The 22563-nt window shown below is 36.8% G+C and carries 27 protein-coding genes; 8 read left to right on the top strand and 19 right to left on the bottom strand.

Features of this window, described 5'->3' with window-relative positions; genetic code table 11:
* Positions 1-66 precede the first annotated feature (66 nt).
* Together ACLRVU_RS05335 and ACLRVU_RS05330 are read left to right on the top strand one after the other, a co-directional pair.
* Positions 67-492 (top strand): PTS sugar transporter subunit IIB, encoded by a 426-nt coding sequence (locus ACLRVU_RS05335; protein ID WP_412891012.1) that lies wholly within the window; start codon positions 67-69, stop codon positions 490-492.
* A gap of 51 nt (positions 493-543) precedes the next feature.
* The gene (locus tag ACLRVU_RS05330) at positions 544-1401 is read left to right on the top strand and encodes a GNAT family N-acetyltransferase (protein WP_412891011.1); all 858 of its coding nucleotides are present in this window, start codon (positions 544-546) and stop codon (positions 1399-1401) included.
* A gap of 147 nt (positions 1402-1548) precedes the next feature.
* Here ACLRVU_RS05330 and ACLRVU_RS05325 read toward each other — a convergent pair whose 3' ends face one another.
* From ACLRVU_RS05325 to ACLRVU_RS05305, 5 genes are all read right to left on the bottom strand, one after another.
* Entirely contained in the window at positions 1549-1812 is a 264-nt protein-coding gene (locus ACLRVU_RS05325) for a hypothetical protein (RefSeq protein WP_412891010.1), read from the bottom strand.
* A gap of 164 nt (positions 1813-1976) precedes the next feature.
* Entirely contained in the window at positions 1977-2720 is a 744-nt protein-coding gene (locus tag ACLRVU_RS05320; protein WP_412891009.1) for an AAA family ATPase, read from the bottom strand.
* 87 nt (positions 2721-2807) lie between these two features.
* A complete protein-coding gene (locus tag ACLRVU_RS05315; protein WP_412891008.1) occupies positions 2808-3542 on the bottom strand; it encodes a helix-turn-helix domain-containing protein in 735 nt (244 codons plus the stop codon).
* A 95-nt stretch (positions 3543-3637) separates the two neighbouring features.
* The gene (locus ACLRVU_RS05310) at positions 3638-4729 is read right to left on the bottom strand and encodes a PstS family phosphate ABC transporter substrate-binding protein (RefSeq protein ID WP_412891007.1); all 1092 of its coding nucleotides are present in this window, start codon (positions 4727-4729) and stop codon (positions 3638-3640) included.
* Between the two features lie 114 nt (positions 4730-4843).
* Positions 4844-5101, bottom strand: coding sequence for a hypothetical protein (locus ACLRVU_RS05305; RefSeq protein WP_412891006.1), 258 nt, complete (start codon positions 5099-5101; stop codon positions 4844-4846).
* Between the two features lie 132 nt (positions 5102-5233).
* Here ACLRVU_RS05305 and ACLRVU_RS05300 point away from each other — a divergent pair, with 132 nt between their 5' ends.
* The gene (locus ACLRVU_RS05300; protein WP_412891005.1) at positions 5234-5947 is read left to right on the top strand and encodes a glycoside hydrolase family 25 protein; all 714 of its coding nucleotides are present in this window, start codon (positions 5234-5236) and stop codon (positions 5945-5947) included.
* Between the two features lie 65 nt (positions 5948-6012).
* Positions 6013-6828, top strand: a complete 816-nt coding sequence (locus ACLRVU_RS05295) for a prenyltransferase (RefSeq protein ID WP_412891004.1) — start codon at positions 6013-6015, stop codon at positions 6826-6828.
* Between the two features lie 3 nt (positions 6829-6831).
* Here the strand turns inward: ACLRVU_RS05295 and ACLRVU_RS05290 are convergent, their stop codons facing one another.
* The 7 genes from ACLRVU_RS05290 to ACLRVU_RS05260 all read right to left on the bottom strand — a co-directional run bounded on the left by ACLRVU_RS05290 (position 6832) and on the right by ACLRVU_RS05260 (position 10775).
* Positions 6832-8199: an MATE family efflux transporter gene (locus ACLRVU_RS05290; RefSeq protein ID WP_412891003.1), complete on the bottom strand. Its 1368-nt coding sequence runs from the start codon at positions 8197-8199 to the stop codon at positions 6832-6834.
* On the bottom strand, positions 8199-8642 hold the full coding sequence (locus ACLRVU_RS05285) for a MarR family winged helix-turn-helix transcriptional regulator (protein ID WP_412891002.1): 444 nt from the start codon (positions 8640-8642) through the stop codon (positions 8199-8201). Before ACLRVU_RS05285 ends, ACLRVU_RS05290 begins: the two co-directional genes overlap by 1 nt.
* Positions 8643-8730: 88 nt before the next feature.
* The gene (locus ACLRVU_RS05280) at positions 8731-8991 is read right to left on the bottom strand and encodes a hypothetical protein (RefSeq protein WP_412891001.1); all 261 of its coding nucleotides are present in this window, start codon (positions 8989-8991) and stop codon (positions 8731-8733) included.
* Between the two features lie 39 nt (positions 8992-9030).
* Positions 9031-9213 carry a hypothetical protein gene (locus ACLRVU_RS05275; RefSeq protein ID WP_412891000.1) on the bottom strand — a complete coding sequence of 61 codons (183 nt, stop codon included), beginning with the start codon at positions 9211-9213 and terminating at the stop codon, positions 9031-9033.
* A gap of 15 nt (positions 9214-9228) precedes the next feature.
* The gene (locus ACLRVU_RS05270; protein WP_412890999.1) at positions 9229-9669 is read right to left on the bottom strand and encodes a hypothetical protein; all 441 of its coding nucleotides are present in this window, start codon (positions 9667-9669) and stop codon (positions 9229-9231) included.
* On the bottom strand, positions 9670-9882 hold the full coding sequence (locus tag ACLRVU_RS05265) for a helix-turn-helix transcriptional regulator (RefSeq protein ID WP_412096818.1): 213 nt from the start codon (positions 9880-9882) through the stop codon (positions 9670-9672).
* A gap of 95 nt (positions 9883-9977) precedes the next feature.
* Entirely contained in the window at positions 9978-10775 is a 798-nt protein-coding gene (locus ACLRVU_RS05260; protein WP_412890998.1) for an SDR family NAD(P)-dependent oxidoreductase, read from the bottom strand.
* Positions 10776-10898: 123 nt separating this feature from the next.
* Between ACLRVU_RS05260 and ACLRVU_RS05255 the strand changes: the two genes are divergently transcribed.
* Together ACLRVU_RS05255 and ACLRVU_RS05250 are read left to right on the top strand one after the other, a co-directional pair.
* Positions 10899-11366, top strand: a complete 468-nt coding sequence (locus ACLRVU_RS05255; protein WP_412890997.1) for a methylated-DNA--[protein]-cysteine S-methyltransferase — start codon at positions 10899-10901, stop codon at positions 11364-11366.
* Complete coding sequence (locus ACLRVU_RS05250; protein ID WP_412890996.1) at positions 11353-11970, top strand: DNA-3-methyladenine glycosylase family protein; 618 nt, start codon at positions 11353-11355, stop codon at positions 11968-11970. Before ACLRVU_RS05255 ends, ACLRVU_RS05250 begins: the two co-directional genes overlap by 14 nt.
* A 17-nt stretch (positions 11971-11987) precedes the next feature.
* On the opposite strand, the gene ACLRVU_RS05245 is transcribed toward ACLRVU_RS05250, so the two are convergent.
* The 6 genes from ACLRVU_RS05245 to ACLRVU_RS05220 all read right to left on the bottom strand — a co-directional run bounded on the left by ACLRVU_RS05245 (position 11988) and on the right by ACLRVU_RS05220 (position 17860).
* Entirely contained in the window at positions 11988-12242 is a 255-nt protein-coding gene (locus ACLRVU_RS05245; RefSeq protein WP_412890995.1) for a hypothetical protein, read from the bottom strand.
* Positions 12243-12282: 40 nt separating this feature from the next.
* On the bottom strand, positions 12283-12678 hold the full coding sequence (locus tag ACLRVU_RS05240; RefSeq protein WP_041140050.1) for a hypothetical protein: 396 nt from the start codon (positions 12676-12678) through the stop codon (positions 12283-12285).
* Between the two features lie 38 nt (positions 12679-12716).
* Positions 12717-14216, bottom strand: a complete 1500-nt coding sequence (locus tag ACLRVU_RS05235; RefSeq protein ID WP_412890994.1) for a carboxypeptidase M32 — start codon at positions 14214-14216, stop codon at positions 12717-12719.
* An 84-nt stretch (positions 14217-14300) separates the two neighbouring features.
* Positions 14301-15671 (bottom strand): MATE family efflux transporter, encoded by a 1371-nt coding sequence (locus ACLRVU_RS05230; RefSeq protein ID WP_412890993.1) that lies wholly within the window; start codon positions 15669-15671, stop codon positions 14301-14303.
* Positions 15672-15794: 123 nt separating this feature from the next.
* Positions 15795-16580, bottom strand: coding sequence for a hypothetical protein (locus ACLRVU_RS05225; protein ID WP_412890992.1), 786 nt, complete (start codon positions 16578-16580; stop codon positions 15795-15797).
* An 89-nt stretch (positions 16581-16669) separates the two neighbouring features.
* A complete protein-coding gene (locus ACLRVU_RS05220; RefSeq protein ID WP_412890991.1) occupies positions 16670-17860 on the bottom strand; it encodes an FprA family A-type flavoprotein in 1191 nt (396 codons plus the stop codon).
* 183 nt (positions 17861-18043) lie between these two features.
* Between ACLRVU_RS05220 and ACLRVU_RS05215 the strand changes: the two genes are divergently transcribed.
* Both ACLRVU_RS05215 and ACLRVU_RS05210 read left to right on the top strand, forming a co-directional pair.
* Positions 18044-19948, top strand: coding sequence for an NAD(+) synthase (locus ACLRVU_RS05215; RefSeq protein ID WP_412890990.1), 1905 nt, complete (start codon positions 18044-18046; stop codon positions 19946-19948).
* Positions 19949-20060: 112 nt separating this feature from the next.
* Positions 20061-21068 carry an HRDC domain-containing protein gene (locus ACLRVU_RS05210; protein WP_412890989.1) on the top strand — a complete coding sequence of 336 codons (1008 nt, stop codon included), beginning with the start codon at positions 20061-20063 and terminating at the stop codon, positions 21066-21068.
* A 20-nt stretch (positions 21069-21088) separates the two neighbouring features.
* Here the strand turns inward: ACLRVU_RS05210 and ACLRVU_RS05205 are convergent, their stop codons facing one another.
* Positions 21089-22531: an ABC transporter substrate-binding protein gene (locus tag ACLRVU_RS05205; RefSeq protein ID WP_412890988.1), complete on the bottom strand. Its 1443-nt coding sequence runs from the start codon at positions 22529-22531 to the stop codon at positions 21089-21091.
* Positions 22532-22563 lie beyond the last annotated feature (32 nt).

Below are 22563 nucleotides of genomic sequence, written 5' to 3'. Positions count from 1 at the left end.
TATCATTGTAATCCCCGTGCATATTGCTTATAATTAAATTAATATGAAGAAACGGAGATAATAATCATGATCAAAATATTAATTAGTTGTGGAGCCGGGATGTCATCAAGCTTTTTAGCCCAAAAATTGCAGAATGCCTGCATCGAAAAAGGATTGGATCAAGAATACAGTTTTGATTTTTACCCCATTCATATGGCAGGGGACAAAGCTGTTACTAAATTAAAAGAGTATGATATTTGCATGGTATGTCCTCATTTGCGTCTTTTTGTAGATGCTTTATGTAAAAAACAAAATGTGACAACCCCTATCTATGTTCTGCCGCCTAGAATGTATGGCACTATGTTTTTAGATCAAGTCATTACGGATGCAAAAGATATTGTAGAAGGATTCAAACAAGATCATATGAATCCATGGCATTTCCCCGGTGAAGATAACCCATTAAAAATAAGAAGAAGATTTGCTTACCGCAATCAAGACCAGGATAAAGGATAAAACAGCCAAGACAAAACATTGTTTTGTCTTTTTTAATGAAAGGAGTTTATCGTGTATACATTAATCAAACAGGTAAAAGACAATGAAACATTACGAAAAAGCTTTAATTCCCTAGCCCAAAAGACTTTCGGCATTACCTTTGAAAAATGGTATCAAGATGGTTTTTGGACAGAGCGCTATATTCCCTATGTTTTTGTGAAAGAGTCAAAGGTAATCGCTAATATATCCGTCAATCTAATTCATATAGTGGATCAAGGCACAAGCAGAAAATATATTCAACTGGGTACCGTAATGACCGATGAAAATTATCGCCACCAAGGCTTAGCTAAACTCTTAATGAAAGAAGTCATTAAAGAGTGGAAAGACCAGTGTGACGGCATCTATTTATTCGCCAATGAAACTGCTTTAGAATTCTATCCTAAATTCTCTTTTATAAAAGCGATGGAGTATCAGTACAGTTTTACTATTCAGCCAGTAAGCGGTGATTTTTATGAACTGGATATGACTCGGCATGAACATCAAGCCTTATTTAAACATTATTATGCACTGGGGAATCCATTTTCCAGTTTTGCTTTGAAAGATAACCTTGAACTGCTGATGTTTTACTGTCTGGATGATCTAAAAGACTGCGTTTACTATTCTAAACAATTTGATCTTGTCATGATAGCAAAGCAAAAAAAGAACACCCTGCTGTGCTATGATATTTTCGGCAGACCGAACGCTTCATTAGAAGAGATAACTGCTTCCTTTAGCGACCTTAACCATCCGCATATCACCCTCGGATTTACTCCAAAAGATACAAAGGGCTATACTGTTATGCCTTTAGAAGAAAATCATTTATTTATCACAAAAAATATGCTTACTCATTTTGATACAAAGAAGATGTTCCCTTTGTTATCGCATACTTAGATAATGTTTTATCATACCTTGAAAATTGATAAAAACTTCCTCTATTATTTATGGGGAAGTTTTTTATATCCTATATATACATTATTTGGAAACACCAGTAAAAAAAATCTGCATACCATAATGCAAATCTCTTTTTCAAAGAAGCTTTTATTTTCTCAGATCATTAAATTTTTTAATGAATAGGATCATAAATTTACATAATTCTTTCACCAAGGTACCTATTGCCAACATTAGAAAAAATAATGCAATCCAAGTCAGCCACAATGTAATTTGGGCAGTATTCATATAATGAACATCTTTTAAAATCCAACAGACACCATACAGCAATAAGGCGTTGGATAAAATTAATCCGGATATGATTAAGTATTTTATTGTATTTTTAAAACTGGTCTGATCAACTTCAGGTTTCATTTTTCTCCTTTCCAAATAATATATCTTTACTAAAACAGGCTAATTTAACAGCTTTCTAATATTAAGTGAATCCACTCATTTTTTCCTGTAAATACCGATATAAATGATGCCATTATAAAAAGTATAGCAGATCCTAATAAAGTACAGTGAATACTGCTTTTAGATCATCTTTCATCCAAATCATCAAACAAATGATGCTGCAGGCTGTCAGGATCATCTAAAATCAATTTATAGGTCTGGTAAATATCGGTATCTTTGAGATTGACTTTACTAAAATGATGGTTGAGATCATAAATGATGCCATCTCGATAAGAAAGCAGGATCGGTGAATGGGTACTGATAATAAACTGTGATCCCCCTTTAACAAGATCATGAATCAAGACAAGTAAAGCCAGTTGTCTTGAAGGCGAAAGTGCCGCTTCCGGTTCATCTAATAAGTATAAGCCATTTTTAGTAAAACGGTGAGTCATCAATTGCATAAACGATTCACCATGCGAACTTTGATGCAGACTTTTCCCTCCGTAGCTATTGAAAGCACCGGACTGGACTTTGTCTAACTCTTCCAATTCGGTTGCAACATTATAAAAGCTTTCTGCACGTAAAAAGAATTTAGTTTGGGGTCTGCGATAGCCCTTCATAATTTTTAGGTATCGGTATAAATCAGAATGTGTGTTTGCTGTCTGAAATAAGAAGTTTTGAGTACCGCCTTCGGCATTCAACCCCAAACCAACTGCCAAAGCTTCAACAAATGTGCTTTTACCTACACCATTTTCACCAATAAAAAATGAAACCGGACTTTCAAATACCAGCCTATCAAAATCTTGAATAAGCGGTATGTTGAAAGGATAGGCTTCCATTGAAGCTGTCTCTTTTTCTAATCGCACTTGTTTGACAAACAATCCATCCATAACATTCACCCCTTTTTCTCATTATAGCAAACTCTATCAAGATTGAGTATGTTTATATAAAAAGGACATCCAAGATGTCCTAAATATTTATTTAAACATACTAAAGAGATGAATCAACCATGATGGAAGCTGACTGTTCCACTGACGAATAAATTCAAAAATCTGAGATGATGTTGTACTTTCTATCACCTTGAGTACATGAGTTCCCTGAGCCTCTGCACCAATGGCTATATAACCTTTGGCAAAACCACCTACCGCAAGCTGTGCCCCTAAAGCCACTCCACCAAAGCTGTACACGCCCAAAGCAAAACCACCAAGGGCAAAGATTCCAAAAGCTACACCGCCGTGGGCTGCGAATCCTGCTGCCAGCCCAGCTAAAACAAAGAGTCCCAAGCCAAGTCCACCTAAAGCAATTCCGCCGCAGCTTAATCCGCCAATGGCGAAAGCTCCAATCGCAATATTACCAAAAGCAAAGATTCCTTTTGCTACACGGTAACCATAGCCAAAATTGATATGCACTAAAGGGATTTTCCCAATATGCAGCTTACTCTTATATTCATATCCCATCGCCTGACGAATGGTATGGCGTAAAGTAATCGGATCAAGCTCATTTGTTGAAACAGTGGTCTGTCCTCTGATTAACTCATCTAAACTGACATGGAATAAATCGGCCATTTCAATAAGCCTTTCTAATTCCGGTGTTGATTGCCCCGCTTCCCATTTACTGACGGATTGTCTGGAAACACCAAGTTGATTAGCCAGTTCTTCTTGAGAATAGCCTTGTTTTTTTCTTAATTCAATGATCTTATCTGCAAGTTCCATGTTTCTTCCTCCTCATTGCCCTTAAATCATAGCATGACCTTTATAAAAGGCAATAAACCGCCGCTTATCAATCTGTCAACCAACGGTTGCATCGCTTATAAAGCTACATAACCACTCTCCTCAATCAACGTTTGTCCCTGCTTTGACAACATAAATTCCAACATCTTATTTACATTTTCATTTTTGTTGCCTTTTACTGTAATACAGTACAAATTAACGGTAAGAGGGTAAGAGTCATCTCTTATTGTCTCTTTATTAGGTGCAATCCCATCAATACTTAACATCTCAACTTCAGGATTTTCACTCATTCCCGTTAAAAAGAAACGGAAAGAATAACCGATGGCACCGGAAAGATTGCGATAGTCTGCTACCCTTTCCGCAACCCCTGCCATAGCCGCTTGATATTCCTCTTTCAAAGGTGTTTTTAATGGTGTATCTCCCATAAACTTTACCATCATTGACTGACTGCCGGAACGTTCCGGTCTTTGAAATGCCATAATCCTTTGATTTTCTCCGCCAAGCTGTTTCCAATTTGTATATTCCCCTGAATAAATCTTGCGAATCTGTTCACTGCTTAGCTCTTTGATTGATTGATTTTCCGGAACAAAAAAGACAAACGCTTCTTTTCCTATCGGCGTATATTCCAGCTCTACCCCTAAATCTTTAGCTAACTGAAGCTGTGATGCAGATGGATAAGCTCCAAAAAACATATCCGCTTTTCCATTGACTAAACGTTCAAATCCAACCGCTGTATTATAGAATGAAACAATGCGTTGAACATTTTTTTCCGCTTCACTCTTTGTAGCTTCTTCGTCAGTTTCCTGATTCATTCCTAAACGATCACGCTCTATTTCATCAATATTGACATATACTGCATTCGCTAATGCGCTGTATACGGGATAGGCAGCTTCTGCCCCATCTAGTATTGGCATCTTATCGGGATCCGTGATAGTAAAGGCAGCCGGTTCGTCAAGTTTAGCTAACTTGTTGTCCTTGTTGATGACATCATATTCCTCTAAATTGACACTGGAATAACCACCACTGTAATCAAAGCCATGTCCCGGCAGTACGACGTGCTGACGTTGATACAGAATCACACTGCTCACACTTAACCCAATCACTAAACTCACAATCAACTTAATATGATGTTTCCACTGATAGTCCTTATTGAGGATGACCATACCCATATAAACAGTCATCTGCCAAATCAGAGGGACTAGATAGTAGACCATTGGTTCATTATAAAGGACTGCAAATAGACGTACAGGGAATGATGGCAGCAACGCATAATTATAGAGCCCTCATATTTGATGACTGTTAGCCCCCTTAGAAATCAATAAACAAAGCATGAGAACCATGATGGTATACATGATATAATAGCTGAAATATTTTTGAATCTTAGACTCAATTTTCTTCCGTTTAACCCAAACGAAAAAGACAGCAAAAAATATCATCCCTAAAGCCATAATCCAAGTAGTAGTAAAACGAGAGAATAAGCCGATAAACAGTCCCATTATTATTAAGGAACTTAAAAATTCATAAAGCAGCCAGCTAAACATAATCATCTCCTCCTATCACTTTTATTTTACCATAATTAGAGGCAGTGATGAATCTTAAGATTTTCTTCTAAATTTTACCCACAATTACTTTAAAATTATCAAGTACACTGTACACGAAAGTGAGTGAGTAAAATGAGACATCGCCGTTTATCGAATAAATTTTTAACCGTTGTATTTTTCCCTATCATTATCCTGCTTTTGATGTTCGCTAATTTTTTAATTGATCAGCCCAGTCATCAGGCGTTTAGTCAGCAGCGAATGACACAGACACCAACCGGATTAGGGTTTGATGTCAGTGAACATCAGCAGACAATAAATTGGCAGGAAATTGATACCAACACATATAGTTTTGTTGTTATACGTAGTGGATATGGAGATACTTTAACGGGAGCGATCGATCAATATTTTTATGAAAATATAAAACAGGCAAAAGAACGTGGACTCAAAGTAGGAGTCTATCACTACAGTTATGCGATGAGCGCCCAAGAAGCTAAGCAGGAAGCGGAATTTGTTTTATCCATCTTGGAAGGCATCGATCTTGATCTCCCGGTTTATTTTGATTTTGAAGATTCTTGTCATGATGTATTAAGCAGCAATGAAATGAATAAAATAGCCAAGGCATTTTTGACAACAATAGAAAACAGTCATTATTCAACCGGTCTTTACGCCAACAGTGATCGTTTAAGCTATCTTTCATCTGATCTCTTAGATCAGCATGATATTTGGATTGCCAGCTATGGACAGGAGCCGATTTATTACGGAACGATTAAGCTATGGCAATATACCAACCAAGGCAAGATTCCCGGAATCTCTACAGATGTGGATATCAATTACAGTTATTATTGACGAACATAAGACAAATTCAAGACATCATGGTAAAATAATAGATAGACAACCATGGGAGGAATAATATGGCGACAGACATTGAACAGATCTTATCACACCGCTGCGATAATGGCGATGACTATTGGACAACACCTGATCATAAGCTGCTTAAAGGCGCTCCTTTTACCACTTTAGAAAGTGTCCTTTATTTATTGGAATTAGGATTTGATCCCGGTGATCCGATCATGAAAGAAACCGCGGCTTTGATCTTTAGCACTCAAAAGAAGGACGGACGGTTTAAAATATCCCCAAGCGGCGGTATTTATCCATGTCATACTGCCATTGCCTTAAACAGTTTATGTCATATGGGATATAGTCAGGATGTCCGCTTGAAACAAACTTTCCACTACTTTTTAGAGACTCAGCAAGAAGATGGCGGCTGGAAATGCAACAAGTATAGTTTTGGCAGAGGGGAAGAAACCCAATACTCCACTCCGAATACTACTCTATATGTCCTAGATTCTTTTCGCTTTACCACTGGCTTTGAACAAAACAAACAATTAGAAAAAGCGGTAGAATTCTTACTTTGGCATTGGGAAGTTCGTAAGCCAATCAGTCCTTGTCATTATGGTATCGGTACCCTTTTCATGCAGGTGGAATATCCGTTTCGTGGCTATAATCTATTTTATTATCTTTATGTTCTTTCCTTTTACCCCTGTGCAAGAACGGATCCCCGTTTCTTAGATGCCTTAAAAATACTGGAAGACAAGACCATAGACGGTCAGATCATTGTCGAAAGGGTTGTTCCTAAATTAAATAAATTGGAGTTCTGCCGAAAAGGAAAGCCAAGTGTGATTGCCACGAAGCGTTATCAGGAAATATTAGCGAACCTAAAAAAATAGCCATTAGGCTATTTTTTCATTTGATGCTGCTGGAAGCATCTTTTTCATTTTAGAATGATAAGCAAAGAATAAGATAAACACGGCTCCGCACCATGCGGTTACTTCAGCAAAGTAGATGCCATCTGATCCTAAGAATTGTGGAAGGATCAATGCTGTACCAACACGCATGATTAATTCCGCAATACCTGAAACCATTGGCATGAAGGTATCACCCATCCCCTGCAAAGCTGAACGATAAATATGAAGCATATATAAAACCCAAAGCAGACAGCTCATGACAAATAAATAATGATAAGCAATGCCTAATACTTGTGAAGTGACATCCGGTGTTCCTGAGACAAATAACTGAAGGAATACTTTTCCAAACGGAATAAGGATTGCAGTTAATACAAAGGAAATCAGTAATCCCATGATTAAAGCGGCTTTTACTCCGGATTTAATACGATCATATCGTTTCGCACCCAGATTCTGTCCGGCATAGGTTGCCATCGAGAACCCTAATGAAGTAGCTGCTAATTCTAATAATCCATACAGCTTATTGGTTGCGGTAAAGCCGGCTACATAAATAAATCCGAATCCATTTACTACACTTTGAACAACCATGCCGCCGATTGAAATCACAACATTTTGAAACGCTGTCAGTGTTCCTAGCTGAATCAGTCTTTTGATAACCGAAAAGTCTAACTTAAAATCTTCTTTATGAATCTCAATGATCGAGATTCGTCTGATTGCGAAAAAGCAGAATACACTAGAGAAAAACTGAGCTATCACAGTTGCGATTGCAGCTCCGGCAACGCCCATTTTAAACACCATAACAAACAGTAAATCCAATATGATATTAATAATTGCCGCAACAATCATCGCATACAGCGGTGTCTTACTGTCCCCTAAAGCACGTAAAATAGAGGAGAATGTATTATATAAAGTGATAACGATAATACCTAAAAAGACAATATATAAATAGGTAAGCGATTGTCCGATGATATTCAAGGGAGTATTTAATAGATGCAGGATCGGCTTTGCCATCAATAACGCAAGAACCGTCAATGTAACTGCCATAATCATACCTAATACAAAAGACATGGCGATTGATTTTCTTAGTTTGCTCTTATCATTAGCTCCGAAGTTATGCGAAATCAGAATAGAGAACCCTTGTGTAAATCCTAATACAATTCCTAAGACCATCCAGTTCAGCCAGTCTGCTGCTCCTAAAGCTGCCAAGGCTTCAACACCTACCCCTCGACCTACGACCATAGTATCGACCATTGCATAAAATTGCTGACAGGCATTCCCCAACATTAGCGGAATTGCAAAGCTAAATATCAGTTTTGCGGGTGATCCGCTTGTCATATCTTTAACGCGTGTTGCCATTATTTTCCCCCTCCATTCATTCCCTGTTCGATTAACTGAGTTAATCGTTCATTAATACGTGTAAAATCTTCACGATCTTTTATACTTAATTGATTAAACGCCTCAAACTCTATTTTATCTAAATCGGCAATAATCTTTTCACAAAGCGTACAGCCGGATTGGGTAAGATAATAGAGGCGCAGACGTTTATCAACGGCAGAATTCTTTTTATATACGAATCCCTTTTTTTCTAAGTTGCTCATCACACTGGATACTGTTTGCTTTGGCATATTCAATACACAACAGATATCTTTTTGACTGCATCCATCTTCATGATGATAAATTTCATCCAATGCTGTCATAGTAGCTCGTGTTAAATGGTAGCGTCCGGCATATTTACTATATAAATATTCAATGTACAGCCATTGAGCATACCAGCTTTTAATATGTTGATCAATCTCCATTATCCTACCTCCATTTAGTCCGATATAGGACTATATTAGCATAATACATATAAAATGGCAATTAAAAAGAAGTGATCTTTCACACCTCTTACTCCAAGCCTTTGATTAGGTTTAATTCCTTAACCGCATCCTCTTTTAATTTTTTAAAATGTTCACGATCAAAATTTGCACCTTGATCAATTAAATCTAATAACAGATCATATTTTTCAATCGCCAGTTCCATGGAAGCAGCCTTGATTGTATAATCTAATTCCTCATGAGCAGACTGCATAATACCATTTAATGCTTTATATTTTTCCTTAAACACCTCATCCAAATCCACTGTTTTTTTCTTACTGAATAGTCTCATAGGCATCCTCCTTAGCTTTGAGTATACCACCGATTATCTTTATAAACAATCCCTGTGCTTTCTCTCTTTAACTATCCCAGTCAACATCAAACCGATTGCGACAATATACAACACAATAGCGATAAAATGAGGAATATGATCCCTACACAAAATACAAAATGAGTTCATTAATAAACCAAAACCGATAAAATAGTTTGCTTCTTTACCTCTTCTTCTGCACATAGTAATTCCTTCTTTCTAATATTTTTTAGCAAAATACACCTTTAATATACCTAAGATAATACCCATGCCATAAATGACACTGATCAGCGTCAATGCAACAGTTTGATTGATATAAACAGCAATCAATGTCGCAACGCCTAAAAGTCCGATGCTGATAAACAGTGTTCCCATTGCCATTTTGCTTTTAATTAACACTTTTCTTTCATCATGCTCCTTGATATACAGCAGCTTCAAGCGATCCTCATTGCGATAAGCATGTTCATACATATACAGATTAATAGATAGCAGGATAATAAGACCGATCAGTACTCCTATTTGATAGCCGAAGGCAAAATCGGGAATATTCGTAAATCGATCTCTAAATACATTAAGTAAAATATCAATGACAATAATCCCCACTAGCAGAAACCTTCTCAATAAAATACGCTTACGTACTTCTGCTTTAAAATTCTTCATTTAAAACTCCTCCAGTTCTGAAAAATCAAATACTTCTTCTATCGTTAAGCCAAAATAGTGTGAAATTCGATAAGCTAGCGGAAGAGAAGCAAGATATTTTTCTTTTTCTAAAGATATAATTGTTTGCCGCGTAACACCTACAGCTAAGGCTAATTCATCTTGGGATATTCGCCTTGCTTTTCTTAATTCTTTAATTTTTGTTTTCAATGACAGCCCTCCTGTCCCTTATAAATAGTATAGTTTACTTTACATTTTTTGTAAAGTATATTTTACATTATTTATTAAAATAAAAACCACTGTAAAAGTGGTTAATGCTTATTGCTTAGATCGATCATATCTCCATATAATGGGGTAGCCAGTCCAAATCCTCCTGAAACGGCTAAAATCTGTCCGGTTGTAAACTTGGATTCATCACTGGCAAAATAAACGACTGCATGTGCTATTTCTTGCGGTTTTGCCATTCTTGGAATAGGACTGTGCTTTAAGAAAAACTGAGTAAAGCCCTCACTCATATTATCTGTCACTGCCTCAGTTGCCGTCATTCCCGGCATGACTGCATTACAGCGAATCTGATCTCTTGCCGTTTGTACCGCAATATTTTTAGTCAGATAGTTAATGGCATCCTTGGAAATGGCATAGCCGATTCTTGAAATATCGGGAATCATTCCACCGACAGAAGAAATATTGATGATACTTCCGCCCTTGTTTTCCCGCATATAAGGAATGACTGCTTGCACAGGCAAAAAGACACTTGCGAGATTCATTTGGATCGTATCGATAAAATGATGATATTCGGTATGCTCAATATCAAGATCGGTTTTTGGATCAGATGTTCCAAAGTTGTTGACTAAAACATCAATATGACCGGATTGCTTGATTACCGATTCTATCATTTGCTTATAGCTTTCTAAAACGCTCGCATCATTATAAACCGTTCGTACCTGATAACCCCGAGCATTAAATTCGTCTGCCCGTTCTTTTGCCCGTTCCATGTTTCGGGCTCCCATGTAGACAATAGCCCCTTCTTTCGCACAGGCCTCGACAATTGCTAACCCGATTCCACGTGTCGATGCTGTGACTAAAACCACTTTATCTTTAAGTCTCACTATGAATGACCTCCTCTTTCTTATACCTTCATTATTGCTGAAATGGTTAAAAATATGCAGAGAATGTATTCACTTAAAGGGATCTTTAAAAAACTGTGGTATAGTAGTAGTGAGGTGAAACATATGAATCATGTATATTATTATGATTTTCCTATAGGAAGACTGGCGATTGCAGATAACACAGAGGCAATTACCCAAATTTCCATTCATGATGGATTTGATAAAGAAGAATATCAATTAATAGAAACACCCCTTATTAAAAAAGCCAGCTTACAGCTATCCGAATATTTTGAGGGGAAAAGAAAAAATTTTGAGCTTCCGTTAAGTCCAAAAGGCACGGACTTTCAGAAACGATGCTGGGAAGTTTTGCAGACTATTCCTTATGGAGAAACGTGGTCTTATAAGCAGCTGGCACAAGCAATCGGAAATGAAAAAGCCTGCCGAGCAGTCGGAGGTGCTAATAATAAAAATCCGATCATCATCGTTATTCCTTGCCATCGTGTGATTGGAGCAAACGGACAATTAGTAGGCTACGGCGGTGGATTGCCTATAAAAAAAGCACTTCTCACTTTAGAGCGTGAATACCGTTAACCCCAGTTATTTTCCTTATACGCTCCAGCAAGTTGAGCAATTAAAAAGCAATGCTCCCCAATTAGGGAAGTACATTGATCAGATCGGTCCTCTTTCAAGGATTGTTTTCCCTGATCCTTATACTGCGATGATTCACACCATTGCCGCTCAGCTCATTTCGACGGCCGCCACAAAAAAGATATGGCAGAAAATGCAGGATAATTTAGGCGATATAACACCTGCCAACCTCGCAAATAAAACCGTTGAGGAAATTAAAAGCTGTGGCTTAACCTATAAAAAAGCAGAGACTATTCATCTATTAAGCCATAAAATCATTACTCACCACTTTTGTTTAGATACTTTATATACGATGAACGATCAAGAAGCAATCGATTATCTATGTCAAGAAAAGGGCATCGGTCCTTGGAGCGCCAAGATGATTTTACTTCATGGGCTGCTGCGTATGGATATTATCAGCTATGAAGATATCGCTATTCGCAAAGGAATGTGCAGAGTTTATCAAACGGAAAGACTAACTAAAAAAGAATTTGATAAGATCATTCAATATTATCACCCTTATGCATCCATTGCTTCCATTTATCTATGGCGTATTGGTACTCAGTAATAAAAAAGATATTTAAGCTAGAACTCAAATACCTTATCTTGATAATCTTGTGTTAGAAACTGTGTGTCCTTTAAAAACTGTTTTGCTTCCTCAAATTCTTCCTTTTCAACATCTTCAATAATCCCATCATGATAAAGTTTACAGACATCATACATACTAAACCAGATACCATCAAAAGGATAATCCATTTCCTTCTCATCTGCTTTTTCTGATGATTCATAAACATACATAGAATGTGCTGTTTTTACTGCTGAATCGATTGTATATTCCATAATGCTTCCTTTCATATAAAAAGTCGGTTTCCCCGACTTTTTATTTTACCTGATCCTTATGATCAAAATAGTTCCCCAATCTTACTTTGATTAACAGTTTTACATCATGTCGCATTTCTTTTTCTTTATGCTCTAAGAGTGGGACAGGTGTAGAATCCACAATGTTTTTTTCCAATTCCGGATAAAAGGCATCCATTAAAGAACCGTTAATCCAATCAATCATCCCCATTTGAATGGTTAAACGTGTTGAAACATTATGCCTAAAGATAACAGTACAAGATTTCGTCGCTGTTTTGCTTCTTCTGATTTGGCAGGCATAACGAGCCCCATCTTCTTCACTTTGGAACTCATATCCCTTAATCTCAGCATAGAATCTTAAATCCTGTTTTAACTGCTCCATTTCTTTTTCATTAAACTTATAATAGTAGCGTTTCATTGAATTCTCCCTCCTTAATTAAAATATAACGCACAACCCTAATTTTGACAATCCTTTAATTGATAAAGTGCCATAAATTTATCTTTTAAATAATCTACATAGTAATGAGCATTGAATTTCTCTTTTGTTAACATCATTAAAAGTTCATTCGTATCATAAATAGCCCCATACTGATGGATATGTTCTTTCAAATAAGCTTTGATTGAAGCGAAATCACCTTCGCTGATCCATTGATCAATCGCTGTATTTTTCTGCATATAAGCATAAATCTGGCTGGCGATCGCACTTCCTAAAGCATAACTTGGAAAATATCCCAACATTCCCCCAGCCCAGTGAACATCCTGCAAAATACCGGCTGTATCGTTTGGCGGTGTAACGCCTAAGTATTCCTGATACATCTGATTCCATAATGCCGGTAAAGCATCATAGTCAATTTCTTCACTGAACAATTTCTTTTCTATTTCATAACGGATCATGATATGCAGTGAATACGTTAATTCATCCGCTTCCGTACGAATCAAACTGGCTTCAGCTTTATTGATTGCTTCCATAAAATGATCGAAAGTAATATCATCCAACTGCTTAGGAAATAATCCTTTCAATTTAGGATATAGAGGCTTCCAGAAGTTCTCGCTGCGTCCAATCACATTTTCATAAAATCGTGACTGTGACTCGTGTCTCCCCATTGACACTTGATTCGCCGGTGTTAAGGTGATGTCATCGGCAATATTGAATTCATAAGTGGCATGCCCGGTTTCATGAATTGTGGAAAAAATGGCACTTTCTAAATTATTCAAATAATAATGTGTCGTCAAACGGACATCATGATTATGGAAATTCGTAGTAAACGGATGTTCACTTTCCTTAATCACTCCCCTATCAAAATCAAATCCAATATATTTAGCCAGCTGTAAATTAAATGTCTTTTGCAAATCAATCGGATATTCACGAGTCATGAACGATTTATCAATCTTTTTGGGTGATGCCTGAATTCTTTTTAATAATGGTACTATCTCTTTTCTCAGCAAAGCAAAGAATTCATCTAATTCCTTTGTAGTAAATCCCGGTTCAAAATCGTCCAGCAGGACATCATATAAACAGGCTTCGTCTTCCTGACGATATTTTGCGAAGCGTTTTTGATCTTCCACGATCTTTTTTAAATAAGGTTTGAACAGCGGATAATCATTTGTAACCTTCGCCTGCTGCCAGACACGTTGAGCCTTCATGATTAATTCCTGATGAGCCTGATACTCTTCTGCCGGAATTTTTTCAAGCTGCTTAAGGTCTTTCAGCCATTTTTTCACAACTGTTTTTTGTGTTAACGGCAGATCCTGCTGTGATAAATCCAATAATATCCTTTTTACTTCAGGATTAGTCACAGCCTCAAAATAATCATTGGTCAGTACCCCGACAAATTTAGCCGTGTTATCCACCGATTGGCTCGGTGCCTCTGTATCCTGATCCCATGCAAACAATGTCAATGCGGCATTCAATGCCTGACATCTCAATATATGTGGTTTTAAATCTTCATATGTCATTCAATTCTCCCCCCTTCATGTGTTTAATCATATCACAAACCATTAAAAAATGGAGCAATAATACAAAAAAAGCGTATTTCTACGCTATGATTGAGTCAGCATTTTACGTTTACGCCACATCCCGCTAAAAAAGTAAACGGCAGCAGGAATTGTTGTTCCATAAGCAGCTAGAGAATATCCTAGGAAAAAGCCAAATAATCCCAGATTTAGGAAGATTCCCAAAAACCAGCTTAGTGTAATACGAATCACGATACCATCCAATAAAGCCGTTACAAAAGAGAATGCAGCAAAACCGATTCCCTGAATAAAAGCGTTGATTGGTGACATAAATGCCATTGCCGGAAAGCCTAAAAGCATCGATGTTACAAACATTCTTGATAAGTCAATAACTTCCTGTTCATTTGTAAAGATTGAAAAGATTTGACTTGGGAAAAGGAAGAAGACAATTCCCATCAATGTATAAATGCAAGTCGTAAACATCAGTCCTACATGTACCGTGTGTTTAGCACGTTCCGGTTTTCCTGCTCCCATATTCTGTCCAACCATTGAAGATACCGCCATTCCGATCGACTGTCCCATGATCCCAGGAATTTGCGAAACTTTCGTTCCGACTCCGAAAGTGGCTGAAGCAAAAACACCAAATGTATTGACCAGTCCGCTTACAAATACCATGGATAATGAGATCGCACTTGACTGCAATGCGAAGGGAACCCCTAATTTAACTAACACTTTTAAAGTAGGACGATCTATTTTAAAGCTTTCTTTCTTAAAGTCTAAAGAAAATGAAGCTTTATTTTTATATAAGAAATACAATGCCCATAAAAATGAAACCGCCTGACCGATGATCGTTGCTAAGGCTGCACCGGCTACTCCCATTTTAAGCGGTCCGACAAAAAGCAAATCAAGAACAAGGTTGATGACAGACGCTATCGCCACGAACATGAAAGGACGTTTAGAATCCCCCATACCTCTTAATACTGCCGATACCATGTTGTAGCCAAAGGTAAAAATAATCCCGCCGCTGCAAATATACATATAAATATTAGCCTGAGCAATCGATTCTGATGGTGTATTTAAAAGATGCAGAAAAGTATTTGAGCCAACGATTCCGATGATACTCATGATCACTGCCCCGATCATTAAAGTAGAAAACAATGTTCCAACCGCTTTTTTAATTCCTTCTTTATTACCGGCACCGGTCAGCTGTGATATATACACCTGTCCGCTAGTCGAAAACCCCATGCATAACGTTGTCATCAGCATCACAATCTGAGCCGAAATAGAGACAGCTGAAAGTCCTGAACTCCCTACAAATTTACCTACAACAACCATATCAACCATATTATAAATCATCTGCAAAGCATTAGATAACATAAAAGGCAAAGCAAAAACTAACAGTTTTTTACCGACATGCCCCTCTGTAAGGTCATTTGTTAATTTTCTATTATTCGACATGATTTCCCTCCTTAAAATATATCTTTTTTACAATACCATACCTAATTAGTATACCGATATATTTTTCAGGTTTTGAAAACCATCAAAAAAAGAAGCACCTCACAATACGATGCTTCTTTCTATTTATTCATTGATTCCAGCAAGAGTTCTTTCATTGTAAAACCATTTCGGTTCCTTAGAAAAGTCAGCTCCCACATAAGTTTTAACAATATTAAAATAACCTCTTGATTTACTTGATTGACTTATCTTTTCAAGAATACGGTTTAAACACAGCAGCAAAGGTTTAAATAAACATTCATTGTTTTCCGGTTTTACTTCTATTATTCGATCAATGAATTCCTTCAATGCCGGATTGAGATACGGATCACTGCAATACAAGATATTCTTAGCCAAGAAATGCAGATCCTCCTCAACATAGTCTTCAAAATTATGAACCTCTTGATCGATTTCATCAAAGATGGTTTGAATAACAACATGAAGAATCTTTTTTGCGTCATTTTCATTAATATCAAAAAGCAAATATGCCATATATAAGGATTCTTCAATCGCAATCAATTCATCTAAATACTGGCGTTCATTTTTTCGTAGATCGCCATAATCTTTTTTTATTCGTTTACTGTTGTTTCTTGCATCACGTTCATCAAACGATTCAGCTTCTTCATTAGGCAAAGTATAATGGACATCGTTTAAATAAGATTTCCATTCAAACTCACTAAATGGCTGGTTCGATCCGATAATCGCTTTCGTATAGGTTTCTAATACATAAGCCATTAGCTGTACAATTCGTTCTTCATGATAACCATCTTTATACAGTTTTTCATAGTATTCAATCGTTGTTTTAGGCTCTTTTGTATTCAACTGATAACGGATAATGCTTTGGTATTGTCTTCTTTGTTCTGTTCTGCCCATAAATTCCTCCTAATATAATGAATCAATATCATTATATTAGCGCATTTATCATTTTACCGATTCATTTTTTCAAAATTAGACAACTCCCGCTATTTGAGATGTTCCGCAAAATTTAAAGCATATGCCTTAATCTCTTCAATCTGCTTATCACTTGGCTTGAATTTAACACGATAGCCTTCATCCACAATTTTATGTTTCTGCTGTTTTAAACGTGTCATCATATTGCCTACTGCTTCTCCTGTCCAGCCATAATCACCAAAAGCGGAAACAACTTTTACCCCATCATACGCCGTTATGATACTGTTCATTACATCATAAATCGGCGGCAAGGCATCGTTCAGCAAGGTTGGGCAGCCATACATAATGCCATCTGCCTGTTTCATTTTAGTAATCACATGATCACGGTCTGCCTCTGTCAAATCATAGATTGCTACTTCAATACCATTATCTTTCAATACTTCTGCAATCGTTTCTGCCATGGTCTGTGTATAGCCATAAGCTGAAACAAACGGAATGACGACTTTAGGCTGATGGTTCGGTTTAGGCTGGCAAAGCTTATAATAATGCTCCTGAATCTCTGTAATCTCCTGATCTAACACAGGTCCATGTCCCGGTGCAATCATATCTATCGTTAACCCTTCAATCTTTTTCAATGCTTTCAGCATAAACGGTTTAAACGGTCCTAAAATCATATTAAAGTAATAATCCAAAGCTTCCTGATAATCCGCTTTGTTTTCCACTGTTGAAAGAAGAATCCCATCATGCGCATAATGAGCTCCAAAAGAGTCACACGTTACTAGTGTGTTTAGTTCCTTAATGTATGTATACATCGTATCCGGCCAGTGCAGATTCGGGACCGACAAAAATTTAAATGAATATTCTCCGATTGTCATTTCTTCATTGTCTTTAACGATCTTAGAATTAAATTCTTTATTTGTGATTTCCTTTAAATAATTTGCAGCAATCATCGTTGATACGATCGTAATATTAGGATTTAATTCTAAAAGCCTTTCGATTGAACCGCTGTGATCCGGTTCAGTATGTTCCACAATGATATAGCTGATCTCTTCTATATTGCAGTATTCTTGGATTTTTTCTAAATAATCATCAAAAAACTTAGCTTTAGCTGTTTCAAATAGAACTACTCCCTCATTCGTTTTTAATAAATATGAGTTATAAGTCGTTCCGAATTTTGTTTCCATGATAATGTCAAACACTCTTAGCTGTGCATCTTGGATACCGATCCAATAAAAATTATCTTTTAATTTCAAGCAATTCATTTATACATCCCCCGTTTCCATTAATGATTATAGTCGTTTGCTTTGTTTTTTTCCATTAATATGATTGATAAATTGATTGCCTTTTCTACTCTATTTTATAATAGAATGATATTCTTTTTTAATTCATAGCATAAAGTCAAAAATTTGCTATAATAATAGAGATGAATAAGGAGGATACATATTATGAAAGATGGCTTTATTCGTGTAGGTGCCGCTTCCATTCAGACAAAGATCGCAGACTGCATTTCCAATACAGAACAGATCATTAAAATGATGAAAACAGCACAAAAGAATCAAACTAAAATTTTAGTATTTCCGGAGCTTGCCATTACCGGATATACTTGTGAGGATTTATTTTTTCAGGATCGTCTTTTAAACGAAGCCTTGCAGCAGTTAAAAAATATTATAGCAGCATCGGAATCATTAGAGATGATGACTATTGTGGGCTTACCTTATGTTTTAAATCATAAATTATATAATGTGGCGGCTGTTATTTATGAAGGACAGCTACTAGGACTGGTGCCTAAAACGCATATTCCTAACTATAGTGAATTTTATGAAGCTAGACATTTTGAATCTGGGAGAGAGATTCTCACCGAAGTGATCTTCGATGATCAAATCGTGCCTTTTGGCAGTCATATTCTGTTTGAAAACAGTCAAATGCCGGCAATGAGTGTCGGAGTTGAAATCTGTGAAGACCTGTGGGCACCCAATCCCCCCAGCAGCGATCATGCACTTGCCGGAGCTACGATCATAGCCAACGCTTCAGCCAGCAATGAATTAACCGGAAAAAGCGATTACCGTCGTTTACTTGTTCAGTCTCAATCTGCCCGTTTGGTCACTGCTTATATTTATGCCAATGCCGGAGCCGGGGAATCAACGACTGATGTTGTTTTCAGCGGACATAATATCATTGGCGAAAATGGAACGATTCTAAATGAATCGGACTGCTACTCTGTAGGAATTATTTATGCAGATATTGATGTTTCAAGATTAACGGCAGAAAGAAGAAAGATGACAACGTTTAAAACGAATGACGAGTATGACCGTGTTTATTTCAATATGCCGATTAAAGAATTTAAGATTGATCGCCGCTATGATCCAACACCGTTTGTTCCCAGCGATCCTCAGCAAAGACAAATACGCTGTGAAGAAGTATTTAATATTCAAATCATGGGACTTAAACAAAGATTAGAAGCCACCCATACTAAAAAAGCCGTTATCGGTATTTCTGGTGGACTGGATTCTACTTTAGCTTTGCTGGTGACTCATATGACGTTTAAGAAGTTAGGTTTGCCAAGCGAGAATATTTACGCTATTACCATGCCTTGCTTTGGAACCACTTCGAGAACCTTAAACAATGCCTTAGGCTTAATGGAAGAATTAGGGGTAACCAGCAAGACGATTCCGATTAAAGAGGCAGTACTGCTGCATTTTAAAGATATAGATCACGATGAAAATGTTCATGATGTCACTTATGAAAATGTCCAGGCAAGGGAAAGAACACAGGTCTTGATGGATCTTTCCAACCAGATCGGTGGCATTGTCGTAGGTACCGGTGACCTTTCTGAAGTTGCTTTAGGCTGGTCTACCTATAATGGGGATCATATGTCAATGTACGGGGTCAATGCTTCTGTGCCCAAAACATTAGTTCGCTATTTAGTGGATTATGTTGCCAGTCAATATAAGGGACAGCGATTAGAAACACTCCTGCGTGATGTATTAGATACTCCAGTTTCTCCCGAGCTTCTACCGGCCGCGGATAACGAAATCACACAAAAAACCGAGGATATCGTAGGTCCTTACGAACTGCATGACTTTTTCTTATATCATGTTGTTCGATTCGGCTATGAACCAAGCAAAGTTTTGCGTATTGCGGAAATGGCATTTAAAACCCAATATGACAAAGCAGTGATTTTAAAATGGCTAAAAACATTCTATCGCCGCTTTATCACTCAGCAATTTAAACGCAGCTGCATTCCGGATGGTCCGAAGGTCGGAAGTGTGGCTTTATCTCCGCGCGGAGATTTACGTATGCCAAGTGATGCCAGCTATCGCTTATGGCTTGAACAATTAGAGAATTTATAATTAATTGCCTCTTTCATGAGGCTTTTTCTTTACTTTTTAGACAAAGTTCTCTATTAGATAATGAAATGACTATACCAATTATGATATACTGTTTACATAAAAGGAGAAACGTATGAGTATTTTTAGTCAGTATAAGGAACCCATTTTTCTAAATAAGTCTTCTTCATTACAGGAACAGATCGATCAGCTCAAAGAATTAGAGCCTAAATTAAATGAAGTTGGAAGAGAAAAAGTAAAAAAGGATATTAAATTGTTAGAGTATGGTCTGCTAGGTGAAAATTCGATTATCTATGAACTGCAAAACAGTCATATGCCCCTATATATTTTACATGATGTTTATTTTGAAATTGATGGTTTTACCGCTCAAATCGATTTTCTTGTATTTACGCCCAAGCTATGCTTTGTTATTGAATGTAAAAATTTATACGGCAACATCACCGTAAATAATGACGGCAGCTTTAGCAGAAAAGTCTATTTTGGCAGCCGTTATATTTCTGAAGGAGTCTATTCACCCATTACTCAAAATGAAAGACATCTGCAGGTTATCAAGAAAATAAGATTGAATCAAGCGGGAACGATCAAGAAAATCCTTATAAACAACGCATTCGACATTACTTATAAACCCATCATTGTCATTGCCAATTCTAAAACGATATTAAACACTCGCTATGCACCTAAAAACATCAAATCTAAAATAATCCGCGCGGATCAGCTGATCGAATATATGAAAACGGAATACAATGCTTCCAAGATTTCCCCGTCTTCTGATAAGCTCACTCGGCAATGGGCGGAATCATTCTTAGCCTGTAATCAGACCAATATTACAGATTATTTAAAAAAGTATAATCCGTATATAATAGAAGAACCTGAAAGATTAGATAAAGATACACTCTATCAAAAATTAAAAGAGTTTAGATATGAAACGGCTAAAGCTGAGAATATTGCTGCATATATCGTTTTTAATAATAAAACTTTAGACGCGCTGATTGAAAAGCACCCTACAACATTAGAAGAAATAAAGGAAACTCCCGGCTTTGGAGAAGTAAAAGTCCAAAAATACGGAAAAGCAATCTTAGATATATTCTTAGGAAATACAAGCAAACAAAAACAGCCCTCATAAAAGGACTGTTTTCTTATACCCTAATAAATATCATTCAATAGACCAAGATCTTTTTTATCGCATAGATGAGCAATATAGTAATTTTCATAATGCAAAGGAATAGCATAAGTTTGTTCAGTCAAATACCTTTCAAGCAAATCCCCTGCTTCAAGCAAAGACTTTCCATCTAATTGAAAGTAGAATTCACTTAAATCCCAATTGTCCAATAAGGTATCTATTTGACCACTGTAATAATAGAGAGAAACATCGGTTTCTTCAACAGTAGACGTATTGATCGGTTTCTTTCTTCCTTCAACATTTACCCCCACATTTGCAAGCTGTTTAGTTAATGCTTCGTAAAGACTTTGCTGTGTTCCCTCATAGCTAAATTGAAAGATAATACTTTTATTTAAACTGTGTTTCTTCGACTTCATCAAAGAGAGATAATTCGGTGCTTCTTTATCACCGGATAAAAGTCCGACAGACTGCTGTCCTGTTTCGTATGCCTCTTTAAATAATACCTTGGTATCAATAGATTCCGCCATTTCACGACGTTTCTGTACATCTGCTATCTCTTCATTATTGAGATTAAACAATATAAAATCCTGATCTTTCATTCCCTGCTGAGATATTTGATAACTGCCTAAATTCTTTATCTCCTCTAATTGAGTTTGATTGATGATCATTGTATCCAAGTTTTGTGATTCAAGCTGATTGAGATCAGCTGGCACTACTTTTATCGTTTTATAAGGTGCGCTTTGATGACTGTAATTATTTTTAATTAATTCTATCTCCTGATAAAGAGTATGTTTATCAAGCTTATAAGCCCCACTGCCTAATTGCGTTTTCCTCATGTCAAAAACAGAATAGTCATGATCTTGTGGGTGCAGGATCGGCAACTCAAAAGCTTGAAACATCTCCCATGATTTTTTTATAAAATCAATTTGTATCTCTTGATCAGAAATCTTAGTAATACCGCTAATCACATCACTAGACCCCATTTGATATTCACTCATGCCTTTAATGCAGGTATAAATCGCTTTATTATCATAGGCAATGCTTGAATGATTAAAAAACATAAAAGAGTAAATAACATCTTCAACTGTCATTTTACAGCCATCACTAAAAAAGGAGTTAGAATCCATCTTTATTCTAGCACTATGGGTATCCTCTTGAAAGACAATGCTTTTAGCTAATTGGTACTGATAATCTCCCTTTGTTTTTTTCGCAAGTGAAGGAAATACCAAGTCATTTACAACACGTGATCCTTCTGTGAGCTGTAAGTAAGGCTGCATGGTCATGGGCAGCTGTGAGACGCCTATGATATAAGTATTTTTTCTATCTTGATCTTGAGGTAAAACCTTGCTTGTATCTCCTTTAAAAAAGAGATGAGATGATGAACGATCTTTTCTATTTAAGTAAAGTCCACTGGCGATAATGATCACTAGCCCTATACATACGATAATAAAACTCTTCTTTTTCATTCCATTCTCCTATAAGAAAGAAAAGGAGTAAT

This window comes from Beduini sp. (assembly GCF_047239305.1).
Classification (GTDB): Bacteria; Bacillota_I; Bacilli_A; order Erysipelotrichales; family Coprobacillaceae; genus Beduini.
Note: the sequence above shows the minus strand (reverse complement) of the source record. Positions and strands in the feature narration are given on the sequence as shown.

Bases quoted from the DNA above. Each gene is read 5' to 3' on its own strand.
- ACLRVU_RS05225 (WP_412890992.1), bottom strand. From the start codon at position 16,580: ATGGGCAGAACAGAACAAAGAAGACAATACCAAAGCATTATCCGTTAT.
- ACLRVU_RS05310 (WP_412891007.1), bottom strand. From the start codon at position 4,729: ATGGGTATGGTCATCCTCAATAAGGACTATCAGTGGAAACATCATATT.
- ACLRVU_RS05220 (WP_412890991.1), bottom strand. From the start codon at position 17,860: ATGAATTGCTTGAAATTAAAAGATAATTTTTATTGGATCGGTATCCAA.
- ACLRVU_RS05205 (WP_412890988.1), bottom strand. From the start codon at position 22,531: ATGAAAAAGAAGAGTTTTATTATCGTATGTATAGGGCTAGTGATCATT.
- ACLRVU_RS05235 (WP_412890994.1), bottom strand. From the start codon at position 14,216: ATGACATATGAAGATTTAAAACCACATATATTGAGATGTCAGGCATTG.
- ACLRVU_RS05300 (WP_412891005.1), top strand. From the start codon at position 5,234: ATGAGACATCGCCGTTTATCGAATAAATTTTTAACCGTTGTATTTTTC.
- ACLRVU_RS05325 (WP_412891010.1), bottom strand. From the start codon at position 1,812: ATGAAACCTGAAGTTGATCAGACCAGTTTTAAAAATACAATAAAATAC.
- ACLRVU_RS05240 (WP_041140050.1), bottom strand. From the start codon at position 12,678: ATGAAACGCTACTATTATAAGTTTAATGAAAAAGAAATGGAGCAGTTA.
- ACLRVU_RS05315 (WP_412891008.1), bottom strand. From the start codon at position 3,542: ATGGAACTTGCAGATAAGATCATTGAATTAAGAAAAAAACAAGGCTAT.
- ACLRVU_RS05230 (WP_412890993.1), bottom strand. From the start codon at position 15,671: ATGTCGAATAATAGAAAATTAACAAATGACCTTACAGAGGGGCATGTC.
- ACLRVU_RS05305 (WP_412891006.1), bottom strand. From the start codon at position 5,101: ATGTTTAGCTGGCTGCTTTATGAATTTTTAAGTTCCTTAATAATAATG.
- ACLRVU_RS05280 (WP_412891001.1), bottom strand. From the start codon at position 8,991: ATGAGACTATTCAGTAAGAAAAAAACAGTGGATTTGGATGAGGTGTTT.
- ACLRVU_RS05255 (WP_412890997.1), top strand. From the start codon at position 10,899: ATGAATCATGTATATTATTATGATTTTCCTATAGGAAGACTGGCGATT.
- ACLRVU_RS05320 (WP_412891009.1), bottom strand. From the start codon at position 2,720: ATGGATGGATTGTTTGTCAAACAAGTGCGATTAGAAAAAGAGACAGCT.
- ACLRVU_RS05245 (WP_412890995.1), bottom strand. From the start codon at position 12,242: ATGGAATATACAATCGATTCAGCAGTAAAAACAGCACATTCTATGTAT.
- ACLRVU_RS05215 (WP_412890990.1), top strand. From the start codon at position 18,044: ATGAAAGATGGCTTTATTCGTGTAGGTGCCGCTTCCATTCAGACAAAG.
- ACLRVU_RS05295 (WP_412891004.1), top strand. From the start codon at position 6,013: ATGGCGACAGACATTGAACAGATCTTATCACACCGCTGCGATAATGGC.
- ACLRVU_RS05275 (WP_412891000.1), bottom strand. From the start codon at position 9,213: ATGTGCAGAAGAAGAGGTAAAGAAGCAAACTATTTTATCGGTTTTGGT.
- ACLRVU_RS05285 (WP_412891002.1), bottom strand. From the start codon at position 8,642: ATGGAGATTGATCAACATATTAAAAGCTGGTATGCTCAATGGCTGTAC.
- ACLRVU_RS05210 (WP_412890989.1), top strand. From the start codon at position 20,061: ATGAGTATTTTTAGTCAGTATAAGGAACCCATTTTTCTAAATAAGTCT.
- ACLRVU_RS05270 (WP_412890999.1), bottom strand. From the start codon at position 9,669: ATGAAGAATTTTAAAGCAGAAGTACGTAAGCGTATTTTATTGAGAAGG.
- ACLRVU_RS05290 (WP_412891003.1), bottom strand. From the start codon at position 8,199: ATGGCAACACGCGTTAAAGATATGACAAGCGGATCACCCGCAAAACTG.
- ACLRVU_RS05335 (WP_412891012.1), top strand. From the start codon at position 67: ATGATCAAAATATTAATTAGTTGTGGAGCCGGGATGTCATCAAGCTTT.